Origin of the sequence: Thermomonospora curvata DSM 43183 (genome assembly GCF_000024385.1) — a bacterium.
Lineage (GTDB): Bacteria > Actinomycetota > Actinomycetes > Streptosporangiales > Streptosporangiaceae > Thermomonospora > Thermomonospora curvata.
In genome coordinates this window covers 5,373,665-5,390,841 of record NC_013510.1, presented here as the reverse complement: position 1 = coordinate 5,390,841, position 17,177 = coordinate 5,373,665, and the positions used below count along the sequence as shown (strand labels likewise).

9 protein-coding genes are annotated in these 17,177 nt (G+C 72.3%); 5 read left to right on the top strand and 4 right to left on the bottom strand.

What is annotated here, in order from left to right:
* Window positions 1-179: 179 nt before the first annotated feature.
* From TCUR_RS23345 to TCUR_RS23335, 3 genes are all read left to right on the top strand, one after another.
* Window positions 180-6,668 (top strand): type I polyketide synthase, encoded by a 6,489-nt coding sequence (locus TCUR_RS23345; protein ID WP_012855058.1) that lies wholly within the window; start codon window positions 180-182, stop codon window positions 6,666-6,668.
* Between the two features lie 47 nt (window positions 6,669-6,715).
* Window positions 6,716-8,026 (top strand): crotonyl-CoA carboxylase/reductase, encoded by a 1,311-nt coding sequence (gene ccrA / locus TCUR_RS23340; protein WP_012855057.1) that lies wholly within the window; start codon window positions 6,716-6,718, stop codon window positions 8,024-8,026.
* A 364-nt stretch (window positions 8,027-8,390) separates the two neighbouring features.
* Entirely contained in the window at window positions 8,391-9,641 is a 1,251-nt protein-coding gene (locus TCUR_RS23335; protein ID WP_012855056.1) for a PucR family transcriptional regulator, read from the top strand.
* A gap of 8 nt (window positions 9,642-9,649) precedes the next feature.
* Here the strand turns inward: TCUR_RS23335 and TCUR_RS23330 are convergent, their stop codons facing one another.
* Complete coding sequence (locus tag TCUR_RS23330; RefSeq protein ID WP_012855055.1) at window positions 9,650-11,131, bottom strand: glutamate-cysteine ligase family protein; 1,482 nt, start codon at window positions 11,129-11,131, stop codon at window positions 9,650-9,652.
* 242 nt (window positions 11,132-11,373) lie between these two features.
* Between TCUR_RS23330 and TCUR_RS23325 the strand changes: the two genes are divergently transcribed.
* Entirely contained in the window at window positions 11,374-12,738 is a 1,365-nt protein-coding gene (locus TCUR_RS23325) for a HAMP domain-containing sensor histidine kinase (protein ID WP_012855054.1), read from the top strand.
* Window positions 12,739-12,999: 261 nt separating this feature from the next.
* Here the strand turns inward: TCUR_RS23325 and TCUR_RS23320 are convergent, their stop codons facing one another.
* The 3 genes from TCUR_RS23320 to sigE all read right to left on the bottom strand — a co-directional run bounded on the left by TCUR_RS23320 (window position 13,000) and on the right by sigE (window position 15,253).
* A complete protein-coding gene (locus tag TCUR_RS23320) occupies window positions 13,000-13,548 on the bottom strand; it encodes a YceI family protein (RefSeq protein WP_012855053.1) in 549 nt (182 codons plus the stop codon).
* Window positions 13,549-13,757: 209 nt separating this feature from the next.
* Window positions 13,758-14,564, bottom strand: coding sequence for an alpha/beta fold hydrolase (locus tag TCUR_RS23315; RefSeq protein ID WP_012855052.1), 807 nt, complete (start codon window positions 14,562-14,564; stop codon window positions 13,758-13,760).
* Window positions 14,565-14,695: 131 nt separating this feature from the next.
* Window positions 14,696-15,253: an RNA polymerase sigma factor SigE gene (gene sigE / locus TCUR_RS23310; RefSeq protein ID WP_174315357.1), complete on the bottom strand. Its 558-nt coding sequence runs from the start codon at window positions 15,251-15,253 to the stop codon at window positions 14,696-14,698.
* A 236-nt stretch (window positions 15,254-15,489) separates the two neighbouring features.
* Here sigE and TCUR_RS23305 point away from each other — a divergent pair, with 236 nt between their 5' ends.
* On the top strand, window positions 15,490-17,076 hold the full coding sequence (locus tag TCUR_RS23305; RefSeq protein WP_012855050.1) for an acyl-CoA synthetase: 1,587 nt from the start codon (window positions 15,490-15,492) through the stop codon (window positions 17,074-17,076).
* The last annotated feature ends 101 nt before the right edge of the window (window positions 17,077-17,177 follow it).

Genomic DNA, 17,177 nt, shown 5'->3' with positions numbered 1-17,177 from the left:
GCATAAGATAGCGACCATCCCATCTCCCCACATCCACCCCCGCTGCGTCTTGTCACGGTGGTTACAAGTAACCACGGAGAAAAGTGGGCTGGGTGCGCATCGAGAGGTGACCAAAGTAGGACAAGGTGAGTTCCCTTACTTCGAACGATCCTGGCTTCATCGTTGGGGGAACCACACCCATGCAGTCGACCGATCGTTCTGGGGGCGCGCCGGACGAGACGCGGATCACCGAGGATTCGATCCGTCAGTACCTGATCGAGCAGATCGCGCGTCGCTCCAGGATCACGGCCGCCGAGGTCGATCCCGACCGTCCCGTCGAGGAGTTCGGGCTGGCCTCCCGCGATGCCGTCGCCATCGCCGGGGAACTGGAGCAGCTGCTCGGCCGGGCGCTGCCGGCGACGCTGGTGTGGGAGCACCCCACGATCAACCGGCTGGCGATGGCGCTGGCCGGCACCGCCGCACCCGAGCCCGCCGCCGCGCCGGCCCCGCCGCAGGCCGCATCCGATGAGCCCATCGCCGTGATCGGCCTGGGCTGCCGCTTCCCCGGCGGCGCCCAGGGCGACCTGCGCGGCCCGGAGGCCTACTGGCGCTTCCTGCTGGGCCGGGGCGACGCCATCCGCGAGGTCCCGCCCGGCCGCTGGGACCCCTTCGACGACGGCTCCCCCGAAGTCGGCGACCTGCTGGCGCGCACCACCCGCCTGGGCGGCTTCCTGGACGACCTGTCGGCCTTCGACGCCCGCTTCTTCGGCATCACCCCCGGCGAGGCCGAGCTGATGGACCCCCAGCAGCGGCTGGTGCTGGAGGTGGCCTGGGAGGCGTTCGAGCACGCCGGGCTGGCCCCGGTGCGGCTGCGCGGCAGCCGCACCGGCGTGTTCGTCGGCGTCTCGGCGCCCGAGTACGCCGCCCTCACCGCCGCCGACCTGACCGCGGTGGACCCGTTCACCACCAGCGGCGCCGCCCTCAGCATCATCGCCAACCGCCTGTCGTACCTGCTGGACCTGCGCGGCCCCAGCATGATCGTGGACACCGCCTGCTCCTCGTCGCTGGTGTCCACCCACCTGGCGGTGCGGGCGCTGCGCGACGGCGAGGCCGACCTGGCGCTGGCCGCCGGGGTCAACGTGCTGCTGTCGCCGACCGTCACCATGACCTTCGACCAGGGCGGCGGCACCGCCGCCGACGGCCGCTGCAAGGCCTTCGACGCCTCCGCCGACGGCATGGTGCGCTCCGAGGGCTGCGGCGCGCTGGTCCTCAAGCGGCTGTCGGACGCGCTGCGCGACGGCGACCGGGTGCTGGCGGTGATCCGCGGCAGCGGCGTCAACTCCGACGGCCGCTCCAACGGGCTGGTGGCCCCCAACGGCGAGGCGCAGCGGGCCCTGCTGCGGGACGTCTACGCGCGCAGCGGCATCGACCCCCGCGAGGTCGACTACGTCGAGGCGCACGGCACCGGCACGTTCCTGGGCGACCCGATCGAGGCCCGGGCGCTGGGCGAGGCGCTGGGCGCCGGCGCCGGGCGCGACGCAGACGAGCCGCTGCTGATCGGCTCGGCCAAGTCCAACCTGGGCCACCTGGAGTCGGCCGCCGGGGTCGCCGGGCTGATCAAGACCGTGCTGGCGCTGCATCACCGCACGATCCCGCCGAGCCTGCACTTCAAAGAGCCCAACCCGCACATCCCGTTCGACGAGCTGCGCCTTGCGGTCGCCGCCGAGGAGACCCCCTGGCCCCGGCGCGGTCACCCGGCCCGCGCGGGCGTGTCCGGCTTCGGCTTCGGCGGCACCAACGCCCACGTGATCTTGGAGGAGGCCCCGCGCCAGGAGACCTCCGCCGACCACGCCCCGGTCCGGTCCTTCCCGCTGTCGGACATCGACGCCGACCGCATCGCCGATCACGCCGCCGACCTGGCCGGCTGGCTCGCCGAACGCACCGATGTCCCGCTCGGCGACCTGGCGCACACCCTGCACCGCCGCACCGGACGGGGCCGCGCCCGCGCCGCCGTGGTCGCCCGCGACCGCGCCGGCCTGCTGGACGGGCTGGGAGCGCTGGCCGCCGGGGAGCCGCACCCGGCCGTGGTGACCGGCACCGCGCTGGGCAGGCCCACCGCGCCGGTGTGGGTGTTCTCCGGCTTCGGCGGCTGGCGCCCCCAGATGGCCCAGAGCCTGCTGGCCGAGGAACCGGCCTTCACCGAGGCCATCGACGACATCGACCCGCTCATGGCCGAAGAGGGCGGGTTCTCGCTGTGGGAGTTCATCGAAGACGGCGAGGACGACCCCCACCCGGGCCGCCTGATGATGGCGCTGTTCGGCATCCAGGTGGGCCTGGCCCGCATGTGGGCGTCCTACGGCATCACCCCCGCCGCCGTGATCGGCCACTCCATGGGCGAGGTCGCCGCCGCGGTGGTCGCCGGCAAGCTGTCCCTGGCCGACGGCGTCAAGGTCATCTGCCGCCGCGTCAAGGTGATGCTGCGGGTGGTCGGCGGCGGTACCATGGCCGTGATCGGCGCCTCCGAGCAGGAGGTCCGGGAACTGGCACGCGACCTGCCGGAGGTGCACCCGGCGGTGCTCTCCTCGCCCAAGCAGACCGTGGTCACCGGCGACAGCGAGCAGATCGCCGAGATCCTGCACCGCGCCGAGGCCCAGGGCCGGCTGGCCCGCCCGGTCAAGATCCCCGGCGCCGGGCACTCCCCGCAGATGGAGCCGCTGCTGCCGGACCTGCGCGCCGCACTGGCCGACATCGCCGAAGAAGAGGGCACCCCGCTGGCCCCCGGCATCGCCTTCTACTCCACCGCCCTGGGCGACCCGCGCGGCGCCACCGTCCTGGACGCCGACTACTGGGCCGCCAATTTGCGCAACCCGGTGCGGCTGACCGACGCGGTCAGCGCCGCCGCCGACGACGGGCACCGCACGTTCGTGGAGATCGGCGTGCACCCGCTGCTGACCGCCGCGCTCACCGAGACGCTGGAGGGCACCGGCGCGCTGATCACCCACACCCTCAAGCGCGCCCCCAAGGGCCAGGAGACCGACGACACCCTCACCTTCCACGCCCAGCTAGCCCTGCTGGCCGCCAACGGCTACCGAGTGGCCGAACCGGCCGGGACGCTGATCGAGCTGCCGCCGCTGCGGTGGCGGCACGAGCGCCACTGGGCCAAGCCGCCGTCCCGCCGCACCGCCGGCCGGGACGAGCACCCGCTGCTGGGGGTGCACGTGGAGCTGCCCGGCGAGGACCGGCACGCCTGGCGCGGCGAGGCCGGCACCGCCGCCCACCCGTGGCTGACCGAGACCGGCGTGCACGGGCTGACGGTGCTGCCGGTGGCCGCGCTGGCGGAGATGGCGCTGGCCGCCGGGGCGCAGGCGCTGGGCACCGACGCCGTTCGCCTGCACGGCCTGCACGTGGCCCGCACCTTCGCGCCGGGCGAGCAGGCCACCGTCACCACCACCTTCGGCGAAGCCGACCACCGGGTGGAGATCAGCGCCCGCAACGCCGCCGGCCAGTGGGTCCGCCTGGCCGAGGCCGAGGTGACGACCGACGACGAGCCGCCGTGCGCCGCCGAGGCGGACGCCTCCGGCGTGGAGATCGCCGCCGCCGAGCGCGGCTCCCGCCACTACCGGCTGCACCCGCAGGTGCTGGACCGCTGCCTGGCCGCGCTGTACGCCGCGGCGAACGCCGCCGACCCGGGCACCTGGCTGGCGGAGTCCATCGGCTCCCTGCGCGTGCACGGCCCCACCCACCGCGGCGGACGCTGCCAGGTGTCGCTCACCCCCGGCGAGGAGACCATCGGCTCGCTGCGGCTGGTCGACCCCGACGGCCGGGTGCTGCTGGAGGCCACCGGCATCGCGCTGCGCAAGGTCGAACGGCACGACATCCCCGTGCCGCTGGCCGACAAGCTGGCCGAGCTGCGCTGGGACGAGACCGAGCCGCCCGAGCCGTCCGGAGCCCAGGGCGCCTGGACGGTGCTGGCCGACGACGGCGACCCGCTCGCCGACGCCCTGGCCGCCGACCTGCGCTCCCGCGGCCAAACGGTCACCCGGCACCCCATCGCCCGGCACCTGCCGCCGGCCGAGCGGCCGCCCACCGGCATCGTGCTGGTCCCCTCCCCGGACCTGGTGGACGAGGAGCTGGTGCTGACCGTCGCCGAGCTGAGCCGGCAGGCCCCGGGCGGCAGCCGCCTGTGGATCGCCACCCGCACCGCGCTGCCCGTCCTGGACGGCGAGGCCGGGGTGCCCCGCCAGGGCTTCGTGCGGGCGCTGGTCCGGGTGCTCGGGTTCGAACGGGCCCCGCTGAAGGCCACCCTCGTGGACGTGGACGACCCGGCCGCCCTGGCCGTCGAGCTGCTCGGCGGCTCGGAGGCCACCGAGGTCGCCTGGCGCAAGGGCGTCCGCTACGTGGCGCGGCTGGACCGGGCCGCGCTACCTGAGGGCGCGCGCCCCCGCAAGATCGTCCGGCGCGGCGGCGCCTACATCATCACCGGCGGCTACGGCGGCATCGGGCTGGTCACCGCGCGGCTGCTGGCCGAGCGCGGCGCCGGCCGGATCGTGCTGTCGGGCCGCAGCGGCCCCCGCCCCGACGCCGAGAAGGTGATCGCCGAGCTCCGCGAAAGCGGCGTGGACGTGGGCGTCGTCCTCGGCGACATCGCCGAGCCCGGGGTGGCCGAACGGCTGATCTCCGTGGCCGTGGAAGGCGGCGCGAAGCTGCGCGGCGTCGTGCACGGCGCGGCCGGCCTGGACGACCGGCTCATCGCCGACCTGGGAGCAGAAGACCTGCACCGGGTCTGGTCGCCCAAGGTGACCGGCGCCTGGCGGCTGCACGAGGCCCTGCAGGCCGCCGGCGTCGAAGACGACCTGGACTTCTTCGTGATGCACTCGTCGGCCGCCGCCATGCTCGGCTCGCCCGGCCAGGCCTCTTACGCCGCCGCCAACGCCGCCATCGACGCGCTGGTGGCCTGGCGGCGGGCCCGCGGCCTGGCCGGCACCACCGTCAACTGGGGCACCTGGGCGCACAACGCCGCCGGCGGCGAAGGCGCGGTCGCCGACGTGGCGGTGATCGACCCGATCGGCGCGCACGAGGGCGCCGAGGCGCTGGAGGCGCTGCTGGCCTACGACCGGGCCGCCACCATGGTGACCCGGTTCGACCCGGCCACCGCGGTGCGGTTGTTCCCCGAGATCCGGCGCATGCCCTACTTCGCCACCCTGGTCGAGGCCGCCGGGGCGGAAACCGACGACGGCGCCGACTGGCCGGGCGTGGCCGCGTTGCGCGAGATGGACCCCGACGCCGCCCGCGACGCCCTGGCCGCCCGGATCCGCCACCGCATCGCCTCGGTGCTGGGCTACCCGCCCGAGCGGCTGGACGCCGGCATGCCGCTGACCGACCTGGGCATCGACTCGCTGGTGGCGGTGCGCATCAAGAGCGGCGTCGAGCACGACCTGGGGCTGACCGTCCCGGCCGCGCTGCTGCTGCAGGGCGCCAGCATCGACACCCTGGAGGACTGGGCCGCCGGCGAGCTGGGCATCGGCCCGCGCAGCGCCCCCCGCGCCGTCCGGCCCGCCGCCGTCTCCAACGCCGAGGCCGGGTATGTGATGCCGCGCGATGCGGCCGAACGGCTGGCGGTGCGGATCTTCGAGGATGTGCTGGGGCTGGAGCGGGTCAGCGTCACCGCGAACTTCTTCGAGCTGGGCGGCCAGGACCACCAGGCCGACCAGGTGGTCGCCGCGCTGGCCCGGGAGCTGGGCGGCGAGCTCAACCGCACCGAGGTGTTCGCCAACCCCACCGCCGAAGGGGTCGCCGAGCTGATCCGGGCGGTGGATTCCGAGGCCGCCCGGCAGATCGTCCGCCCGCTGCGGCCGGGCGCCCCGGACCGGCTGCCGATCTTCATCGCGCACCCGGCCGGCGGCACCACCTCCTGCTACCTGCAACTGGTCGCGCTGCTGGGCGAGGAGCAGCCGGTGTACGGGTTGGAGCGCTTCGACGATGCCCCCAGCGTCGAAGAACGCGCCGCCCGCTATGTGGAGCACCTGCTGCAGGCCCAGCCGGAGGGCCCGTTCCGGCTCGGCGGCTGGTCGTTCGGCGGGGTGCTGGCCTATGAGACCGCCCGGCAGCTCACCGCGGCCGGCCGTGAGGTGGAGCTGGTGGCGCTGTTCGACGCGGGCATCCCCCGCGAGGTCGAGGACGAGTCCGACGCGCTGGCCCGCCGCTTCGCCGCCTTCGCCGACTACCTCAACGAGACCTACAACCTCGGAGTCGAGCTGAGCTATGAGGAGCTGGCCGGGCTCGACGAGGAGGCGCAGTTCGCTTTGGTGATGGAACGCGCGGCCGGGCTGGCCGAACTGCTGCCCCCGGCCGTGCTGCACCACCAGCTCACGTCCCACCAGGACACCCGCTCGCTGGAGGCGTACCGGCCAGAGCCGTACGAGGGGCGAGTGGTCCTTTACCGTGCACCGGAGGAGACCCCCTGGGCGGTGAAGGACGCGCGTTACGAACCCGAGCCGACCAACGGTTTCGGCTCACTGTGCGCCGACCTGGAGATCGTCACGGTTCCCGGGGCGCACCACCTCAACCTGCTGGACCCGCCCGCGGTGAACGTCATCGCCGCAGACCTGGCGGTCCGGCTCTCCACCGGAGCCCCGAAGGCCGGGGGCCCGGCGGACGGCGGCACGGCCCAGGCCGCCCGCCGCTCGTGAGACCGCACCGATCTGACCGCTCTCCGCCTCCCCGGAAAAGGTGAACGATGTCTGAACTGCTCGACGCCGTACGCGCCGGCGCTTCCCCCGACGAGCTGCTCGACTGCGAAGTCCCCACCCGGTACCGGGCCGCCTACACCCGGCTGGATGAAATCGGCATCTTCGAGGGCGCGACCGACAAGGACGTGCGCCGCTCGATCCACGTCGGCGAGGTCGAGATGCCGGAGCTGGCGCCCGACGAGGCGCTGGTGGCGGTGATGTCGGCCGCCGTGAACTTCAACTCCGTGTGGACGGCCGTCTTCGAGCCGATCCCGACCTTCTACTTCCTCAACAAGCTCGGCAAGCGCGACCCCCGCCACGACCAGCCCTACCACGTGTTCGGCTCGGACGCCTCCGGCGTGGTCGTGCGCACCGGCTCCCAGGTGCGGCACTTCAAGGTCGGCGACAAGGTGGTCATCTCCCCGGCCGTGGTGGACGAGCAGGACCCCCTCATCCAGGAGGACGGCGTCCTCACCAACGAGCCGATCGCCTGGGGTTTTGAGAACAACTACGGCGCCTTCGGCCAGTTCTGCATCGTCAAGGCCCACCAGCTGATGCCCAAGCCCGCCCACCTGTCGTGGGAGGAGGCGGCGGCCAACACGCTGTGCGCGGCGACCTCCTACCGGATGCTGATCGGCCGGCACGGCGCCCGCATGAAGCTGGGCGATGTGGTGCTGGTGTGGGGCGCCACCGGCGGGCTGGGCTCGTACGCGGTGCAGCTGGTGCTGCAGGCCGGCGGCATCCCGGTGGCGGTGGTCTCCTCCGAGGAGAAGGCCGAGCTGGTGCGCCGCCAGGGCTGCGAGCACGTCATCAACCGCTCCGAGATCGACTTCGGCGACCGGGGCCTGTCCCACCCCAAGGGCTGGCGCCGCCTGGGCGAGGAGATCCGCCGCCTGGTCGGCGAGGACCCGCACATCGTCTTCGAGTACCTGGGCCGGGAGACCTTCGGCGCCTCCACCTACGTGGCCCGCCGCGGCGGCCGGATCGTCACCTGCGGCTCCAGCACCGGCTACCGGCACGAGTACGACAACCGGTACCTGTGGATGAACATCAAGAGCATCGTCGGCAGCCACGGCTTCAACTACCAGGAGGCCATGGAGACCAACCGGCTGTTCCGGCTCGGCCGGCTGTACCCGACGCTGTCGAAGGTCTACCCGCTGGAGGAGACCGCCGAGGCCGTCCGCGCGGTGCAGACCAACAGCCATGTCGGCAAGGTCGGCATCCTCATCGGCGCCACCGCCGAGCACCAGGGCATCGACGACCCGGCCGCCCGCGAGCGCTTCGGCGAGGACAAGATCACCCTCTACCGGCAGCAGTGACCCTCCTTTCCTGACGGACGTGGCCCTGCACCCCGCCCGGGGCCACGTCCGTTTCGCTTTTCCGGCCGGGCCGCGCCGGGCTCTGTGAGTGAGGGTCTCGTGCTCGGAAGTGAAGGCGGCGGCACATCGTGGTGAGGGATTGACTGCGGAGAGTGATGTCCGCTCTTCGGGTGGGTGGCCAGGTCTGTTATGGTCTGTCCGAAAATCGCTGGTCACGGCCGAAACTGGTCGCAACCCGCCCTAGACTGGCGTTTCGCTGTTCCCAGGACATGACTTACGGCACACTTCTTGTGAAAGTGACCAATTACATAGCTGGTCGCGAGGTGTGTACGGAGAGCAAGGGTCGCGGAGGAGGAGGCTGACTGTGGCAGGCGAAGGAGGCTCCGACCGACCCTGGCCGGAGGTGCCCCGAGAACTGGCCGAGCACATGCGGCCCCACCTGGACGCGGTGGCCGACGACATGATCGCCGAGATCCAGGCGCGGGTGCGCGAGTACGACCGGCCGGCCGACGCGCCCTACTCCAGCACCCTGCGGATGATCGTCGAGCGGGTGCTGCACTACTTCGTGGAGCGCATCGCCGACCCGGACGGGGAGCGGGAGTCGGTCACCGACTTCTTCCACGCCATCGGCCGCGGCGAGGCCGGCGCGGGCCGCAGCCTGGACGCCATGCAGGCCGCGCTGCGCATCGGCTGCATGGTCGCCTGGCGCCGCATCAGCGAGGGGGCCGCCCAGCTCAACGTCCCGGCCGCGGTGCTCGGCGCGCTCGGCGAGGCGCTGCTGGCCTACCAGGACGAGCTGGCCGCCGCCGCCACCGCCGGCCACGCCCAGGCCCAGGCCGCCGCGGTCGGGGAGATGCAGCGCCGCCGCCAGCGGCTGCTGGGCATGCTGCTGGCCGACCCGCCCGCCTCCCCGGAACTGATCGCCGACCAGGCCGCCGCCGCGCACTGGCCGATGCCGCGCACCGTGGCCGCGGTGGCGCTGGGCCGGCACCACCAGGACGCCCGGCACCCGGCCTTCCCGCCCGACATCCTGGCCGACCTGACCCGCCCGGTGCCCAGCCTGATCGTCCCCGACCCGGACGGCCCCGGCCGGGCCAAGCTGGTGGACCGGGCGCTCAGCGGCTGCCTGGCCGCGGTCGGCCCCACCGTGCCGGTCACCGAGGCGGCCCGCTCGATGGACTGGGCCCGCCGCACGTTGGCGCTGGCCGAACGCGGCATCATCGAGGCCGACGGGGTGATCCGCAGCGTGGAGCACATCTCCACGCTGATCGTCTTCCAGGACGAGGACCTGCTGGCGGAACTGTCGCGGCTGCGGCTGGCCCCGCTGGCGCACCTGCGCTCCAGCCAGCAGGACCGGCTGGCCGAGACGCTGCTGGCCTGGCTGCAGTCGGGACGCAACGCCAACGAGGTGGCCATGCGGCTGCACGTCCACCCGCAGACCGTGCGCTACCGGCTGCGCCAGCTGGAGGAGCTGTTCGGCGACCAGCTGCTGGACCCGGACCTGCGCTTTGAGCTGGAGATCGTGCTGCGCGCCCGCTACCTGACCGAGCGCGAGCACGCGATGAACCCGCCCCGCCGGGCCGCCTCCGGCGAGGTGGTGACGCTGCGCCGCTGAGGCCGGCCTCAGGGCTCCACCGGCCAGGTGTGGACCGGCTCGTTGGTGTTCATCAGCTCGATGTAGCGGCAGGTCATCAACCGCAGGGCCTCATGGCGGTCGACGCCGCGCTCCTCCTCGATGGCCCGGGCGGTCTCCACCTGCCAGATGGCGCCGTTGCGGCCGGTCAGGCAGCGCTGTTCGATGATGCCCAGCAGGCGGTCCCGCTTGGCCGGATCGACGCCCCAGCGGTCCAGGCCCTCGTGCGCCATGGGCAGCAGCTTGCGCAGCGTCAGCTCGGTGACGGGCACCTCCCCATAGCCCGGCCAGTAGATGGTGGTCTCGATGCCGTTGCGGGCGGCGCGGTGCAGGTTGTCCTCGGCGGCCCTGAAGGACATGCGGGTCCAGACCGGCCGTTCCTCTTCGGCCAGCGTGCGGACCAGGCCGTAGTAGAAGGCGCCGTTGGCCACGATGTCGGCGACGGTGGGCCCGGCGGGCAGCACCCGGTTCTCCACGCGCAGGTGCGGCTTGCCGTTCACCACCGCGTAGATCGGGCGGTTCCAGCGGTAGATCGTCCCGTTGTGCAGGGTCAGCTCGCCCAGCTGCGGGATGTCGCCCCGCTCCAGCGTGGCGACCGGGTCCTCCTCCTCGCACAACGGCAGCAGGGCCGGGAAGTAGCGGGTGTTCTCCTCGAACAGGTCGAACACCGAGGTGATCCAGCGTTCGCCGAACCACACCCGCGGCCGCACCCCCTGGTGCTTGAGCTCCACCGGGCGGGTGTCGGTGGCCTGCTCGAACAAGGTGATGCGGGTCTCGTGCCACAGCCGCCGCCCGAACAGGAACGGCGAGTTGGCCGCCAGCGCCACCTGCACGCCCGCGATGGATTGCGCGGCGTTCCAGTAGGCGGCGAAGTCGTCGGGGCTGACCTGCAGGTGGAACTGGGCGCTGGTGCAGGCGGCCTCGGGGGCGATGTTGTCGATGTGCAGGGCCAGCCGCTCCGGCCCGTCGATGTCGATGTGCATGTCCTCGCCGCGGGCGGCGAAGATCTGCTCGTTGAGGATCTTGTAGCGCTCGTTGGCCGACAGCGACTCCTCGCCGAGGTCGGACTCGCGCAGCGTGGGCAGGATGCCCACCAGCATCAGCGCGCCCCCCAGCTCCCGGGCCCGGCCGTCGGCGTGCTTGAGGTAGCCGAGGATGTCGCGCTCCAGCTCCCCGGTGCCGCCCCCGCCCAGCTCGCGCGGCGGGATGTTGATCTCAACGTTGAACTGCCCCAGCTCGGTGGCCCAGGCCGGGTCGGCGATGGCCTTGAGCACGTCGGCGTTGCGCATCAACGGCTCGCCCCGCCCGTCCACCAGGTTCAGTTCGATCTCCAGGCCTATGTGCGGCCGGTCGAACTCGAACTGCGACTCCCGCAACATGCGGGCCAGTACGTCGAGGTTGCGGCGAACCTTGTCGCGGTAACGGCGCCGGTCCATGCCGCTGATGGTGAATCTCGGTACGTCCTTGCCCATGCGAGAGCCTTTCAATTTCGGACGAACACCTACAAAACGCTTCTCCTCTCCCAGACTCCGTCAAACCCGTCCCCACCTACCCGGGCGGCATGATCACTGTCACCTGCGAACTGTCCGCAAGCGGGTGGTTTTACGGCGTGTCGCCCCGGATGCATGCCCGATCACGACCGGAGTGAACATCGCCGCCCGCCCGTCGGTGGTATGACGGTCTGCGGCGGCCTCCCCACGGCAAAGGAATGGAGATGCGACTGCTACCCCGGTCGATCCGGGCCCGGGACACCCTGCTCGCCGCGGTGATCTCGGTACTCGTGTTCGGCGTGCTCGCGGTGGCGGCCGACCTGATCATCCGCGATGTCACCACTTCCCGGATGCTGGATGAGATCCAGGTGGCCGGACGGCGGGTGAGCGGCGCGGTCCGGGACGGCACGCTGACCCAGCCGATCCCGCCCGGCCCGCCGGGTGTGGTCCTGCAGGTGGTGGACCGGGACGGGCGGGTGCGCTTCACCACCCGCGGCGGCGTGGGCCGTCCCCCGGTCAGCGATCTGCGGCCCACGACGGCCAAGCGCATCCACGACTACATCGAGTGCGGCATGCCCGGCTACGACCGCTGCATGCTGGTGGAGGCGATCAGGGCGACCACCGCGCCGGACTCGGTGGTGGTCTACGCCGCCAAGCCGATGCCCGCGCTGCTGGTCACCGGGCTGCTGGAGGCGCTGCTGGGCGCCGCGGTGCTGGCGCTGTCGACGCTGGCGACCTGGACGACCTGGCATGTGGTGGGGCGCACGCTGCGCCCGGTGGAGGCCATCCGCGCCCAGCTGTCGGAGATCAGCGCCAGCGACCTGAGCCGCCGGGTGCCGCAGCCGCCCGGCGAGGACGAGATAGCGCAGCTGGCCAGGACCGCCAACGAGACGCTGGACCGGCTGGAGCGGGCGGTGGAACGGCAGCGCCAGTTCGCCTCCGACGCCTCCCATGAGCTGCGCACCCCGATCGCCGCGCTGCGCGCCAACCTCGAGGACGCCGTGATGCACCCCGAGGACACCGATCTGCAGGAGGTGGTGCGGGCCGCGCTGCGGGACACCGACCGGCTGGAGTCGATCATCACCGACCTGCTGCTGCTGGCCCGGATCGGCACCGAGTGCCGCACCGTCCAGGAGCGGATCGACTTTCCCGAGCTGGTGCGCACCGAGCTGGCCCTCCGCACGCCCCCGGTGACCGTCCGCACCGTGCTGCCGGACCGGCTGCCGCCGGTGTGCGGGGTGCGGGTGCAGCTGGCCCGGCTGCTGCACAACCTGCTCGACAACGCCGAACGGTACGCCGACTCCCAGATCGAGGTCGCCGTGGCCCGTGAGGACGGCCGGCTGGTCTGCACGGTCACCGACGACGGCATCGGCATTCCCGAGGCGGACCGCGAGCGGGTCTTCGAGCGCTTCACCCGCCTGGACACCGCCCGCAGCAGATCCGCCGGGGGCACCGGCCTGGGACTGGCCATCGCCCGTGACATCGCTCACGCCCATGGCGGCACCCTGTGCGTCGAGGACAGCCCCCGCGGCGCCCGCTTCGCCCTCCGCCTGCCGTTTTCTCCCGAGCCGGCGCGGCAGGGGGAGTGAGCCCTTTTCACCACGTCGTCTCCGCGGGCCGCATGCGGGTCGTCGCGGCCGGGGGCGGCGCCGTCCGCGGCCGGGTGCCCGAGAGGACTCGGTGGCGACAGGGCCTTAAGGACGGCTTCTCGTGGCCGGTTCCGGTCTTCTCGCAGGCTGGGGCGTTGTCGGTCCCGTGCCCTATGGTGTGCAGAGTCTGCCGGAGACGGTGAAGGGCCGTCCGCCGGTCGGCGGACGGCCCTTCACACGGAGCAACCGGCGCGGCCGGGGTCAGGCGCGCACGGCCTGGACCTCGAGCTGGATGTCGACCTTGTCGCTGAGCAGCACCTTCTCGCCCTGCAGCGGGATGTTGAACTCCACGCCCCAGTCCTTGCGGTTGATGGTGGTGCGGGCGGAGAAGCCGGCGCGGAAGCCGCCCCAGGGGTCCTCGCCCACGCCGTTGAACTCGGTCTCCAGGGACACCGGGCGGGTGACGCCCTTGATGGTCAGCTCGCCGTCCAGGTAGTGGACGTCGCCCTCGGTGCGCAGCCCGGTGGAGCGGAAGGTCATCACCGGGTGATTTTCCACATCGAAGATCTCCGCCGAGCGCAGGTGGTTGTCCCGGTCGGAGTTGCGGGTGTCCACCGAGGCCATCTTGATCTCCACGTTGACCGAGGACTTGGGCAGGTCCTCGGCGATCTCCACGGTGCCGGAGAAGTCGGTGAAGGTGCCGCGCACCTTGCTCATCAGGTGGCGGATCGTGAAGGCGACCTCGGAGTGGGCCGGGTCGATGTTGTAGGTGCCGGGGGTGAGGCCGGGGGCCACGGTCTCCAGGCTCATGACGGTTCCTCCCGCGATGTGCTTGAACCTTCAACAACACGGGCAAGCTAGTTGAAAGTTCAACTAATGTCAAGTGAGGCCGCCGATCCGCACAACGCGTGAGCAGTCCGACATCATCCCGATAGGAGATATCGGTATTCCGGGCGCGGCCGGACCCGGAGGACGCCGTTGCGGAGAAGACGGCCGCGCGGCGAAGAGCCAGAGACCGGTCAGGCGGTGCCGGCGGGCTCCAGCAGCGGGGCCGAGCTGCCCTCCAGCAGGACCTTGGCGATCAGTTCGGGGTCATCCCCCATCGGCACGTGCCCGCAGTCGGGCAGCCAGACGAACCGGGCGTGCGGCAGGCGCTGCTGGGCGCGCAGCGCCTGGATCGGCAGCAGCAGGCGGTCGCGGGTGCCCCAGGCCACGGTGACGGGCACCCCCTCGCAGGTCCCGGTGAAGCGCACGCCCCGGCCGGCCCGCAGGACGGGCTCAAAGCCGGTGCAGTCGCGCAGCGCGCGCGCATCGCCCAGCAGGTCCTCCAGGGGCAGGTGCTCGGGGTGCCCGTAGATCAGCCCGAACATGGCCCGGCGCAGCCGGTGGGAGCGGGCCAGCAGGCCGATCAGCGGCTGGGGCGCGTGCGCCGCCAGCCGGGAGGTGCGCAGCACGGTGGCGGCCCAGCGCAGCTCCGGCCCTTTGAAGAAACCGGCCGGCGACAGCGCGGTCGCCGAGCTGACCAGCCCGCGGTCGGCCGCCTCCAGGGAGAACAGGCCGCCCAGCGAGTTGCCGGCGATGTGCGGCCGGCCCAGGTTCTGCTCGGCGAAGAACTCCGCCAGGGCCGACATCATGGTGTCGACCGTGTAGGGCGTGCCTTGCGGAAGCGGCGGGGAGGCGCCGAAGCCCGGCAGGTCGATGGCGATGACCTCGCGCTCCTTGGCCAGCAGGTCCATGACCGGCTTCCAGCCCTGCCGGCGGTGGCCGATCCCGTGCACCAGGACCAGCGGGGGACCCTCACCGCGTCGCTCGAAGGCAATGTTCACGGCAGCAGAGGGTAGAACGAAGTGACCTGGCAGTCACTAGTGATTTGAGTAACTGTTCCGGTTGTTGAGACTCGTCCCGCAGTGAGTGGTTTGCTGGGGCGGTGGCCGCTGCGGGGCGCGTCGCCCGGGAATCAGGCGGGGACGGCGGGCAGCGCCTTGGGGGCGGTCTCCAGGGCGGCGGGGCGGCGGTGCTCCAGAGCCTCGCGCAGCTGGGCGCGGCCCCGGTGGATGCGGCTGCGCACCGTGCCCAGCTTGACGCCCAGCGTGGCGGCGATCTCCTCGTAGCTGAGGCCCTCGATGTCGCACAGCACCACCGCGGCCCGGTACTCGGGGGCCAGCGAGTCCAGCGCCTTTTGGATGTCGGCGTCCAGCTCCCGGTCGTCGTAGGCCTGGGCGGGGCTCAGCTCACGGCCCTGCAGCCGCTCGGCGGCGTCCTCGGCCAGCGCGTCGAAGCGGATGCGCTGCCTGCGCCGGGCCCTGTCCAGAAAGAGGTTGGTGGTGATGCGGTGCAGCCACCCCTCGAAGGTGCCGGGGGTGTAGGACGACAGCGAGCGGAACACCCGGATGAAGACGTCCTGGGTGAGGTCTTCGGCGTCGTGCTTGTTGCCGGTCAGTCGGTAGGCCAGCCGGAAAACCCGAGCGGAGTGCTCGTTGACGATCTCCTCCCAGGTCGGCGGCGTCCACGCCATCGAACCCGTGCTCACCGGTACCCCCGCCTCTGATGCGAAATCGTTACCGCCAAGCATGCCTATACCCAGATAAGAGCCGCGTAAGGAGGAGAGCGGGCGTGTGCATCGTTACAACGACACGCCCCCGGGGATGTGACGGAGATCATCCCGCCCGCACAGCTCGGTAATTGAACACTTGCAAGAACCCGAGCAAGATTCAGTCCGCTTTCTGCCACCCCACTCTGCGAGGACGTCACATGGCGCGTAGCTACAACCTGGCCGATCTCCTGGAGATCCTGGCGGAGGCCGGGCCCGACCGCCTCGCGCTGGTCGCCGGAACCGAGCGCCGCACCTACCGCGAGCTCAACGAGCGGGCCGGCCGGGTCGGGCACCACCTGGCCGCTGCGGGAGTGCGGCCGGGCGAGCACGTGGCGATCCTGTCGTGGAACCGCGCCGAGTGGATCGAGGCGTTCTTCGGCGCCTTCAAGATCCGCGCCGTCCCGATCCCGGTGAACTACCGCTACGTCGCCGGCGAGCTGCGCCATGTGCTGGGCGACTCCGACTCGGTGGCGCTGATCGGCGAGCGGTCCCTGCTGCAGCGCGTCCAGGAGGTCCGCGCCGAGCTGCCCAAGCTGCGGCACGTGGTGGTGCTGGAGGACGGCGGCGAGAACGAGGTGCCCGGCGCCGTCCGCTACGAGGACGCCCTCAAAGAGGCCTCGCCCGACGACGACTTCCCCGCCCGCTCCAGCGACGACCGCTACATCATGTACACCGGCGGCACCACCGGATACCCCAAGGGCGTGGTGTGGCGCTGCGAGGACATCTTCTTCGGCGCCCTGGGCGGCGGCAACATCCTCGGCGACCCGGTGCGCAGCCCCGAGGAGCTGGCCGAGAAGGCCAAGCAGCCGCCGACGGCGGTGCTGGACTGCGCGCCCGTCATGCACGGCGCCGGGCAGTGGGTGGCGCTGATGGGGCTGCTCGGCGGCACCAAGACCGTCCTGTACACCGAGCACCACTTCGACCCGGCCAGCGCGCTGAAGCTGGCGGCCGCCGAACGGGCCAACGTGATCATGCTGGTCGGCGACGCCATGGGCCGGCCGCTGGCCAGGGAGCTGGCCAAGGGCGGCTATGACACCTCCGCGCTGCTGGCCATCGCCTCCGGCGGGGCGCCGCTCACCGAGAAGGCCAAGGACGAGTTCCGGGCGGTGCTGCCGAACATCGCCTTCCTCGACACCTACGGCGCCTCCGAGACCGGCGCCTGCGGCCCGTCCGTCGGCGGCGGCGAGGGCACCGCCCGCTTCCAGATGAAGCCCGGGGTGACCGTGCTGGACGAGGACCTCAAACCGGTGCGGCCCGGCCAGGTCGGGCGCCTGGCGCGCAGCGGCCACATCCCGCTGGGCTACTACAACGACCCGGAGAAGACCGCCGCCACCTTCTTCACCGACGCCGAGGGCACCCGCTGGGCGATCCCCGGCGACTACGCCTCCCTGGCCGAGGACGGGACGATCGTGCTGCTGGGCCGGGGCTCGCTGGTCATCAACACCGGCGGCGAGAAGGTCTACCCCGAAGAGGTCGAAGTCGCCCTGAAAGACCACCCGGACGTCGACGACTGCATCGTGGTCGGGGCGCCGGACGAGCGGTTCGGCCAGTGCGTGGCGGCGGTGGTCGCCCCCCGTCCCGGCACCGAGCCGACGCTGGAGGAGCTGGTGGAGCACTGCCGCGGCCGGCTGGCCGGCTACAAGCTGCCGCGCCGGCTCAAGCTCGTCCCCGAGGTGCGGCGCACCGCCGTGGGCAAGTCCGACTACCGGTGGGCCCGCTCGGTGCTCGCCGAGACCGGCTCCTGACGAGAGCGGCCGCGCGGGAGCCGAAAGGGGCGAAAGGGGCTCGGCGGTCAAAGATTGATGGTGTGTCGCTGAGGGTGCCTTGAGCCCCTATGCGCAAGAAA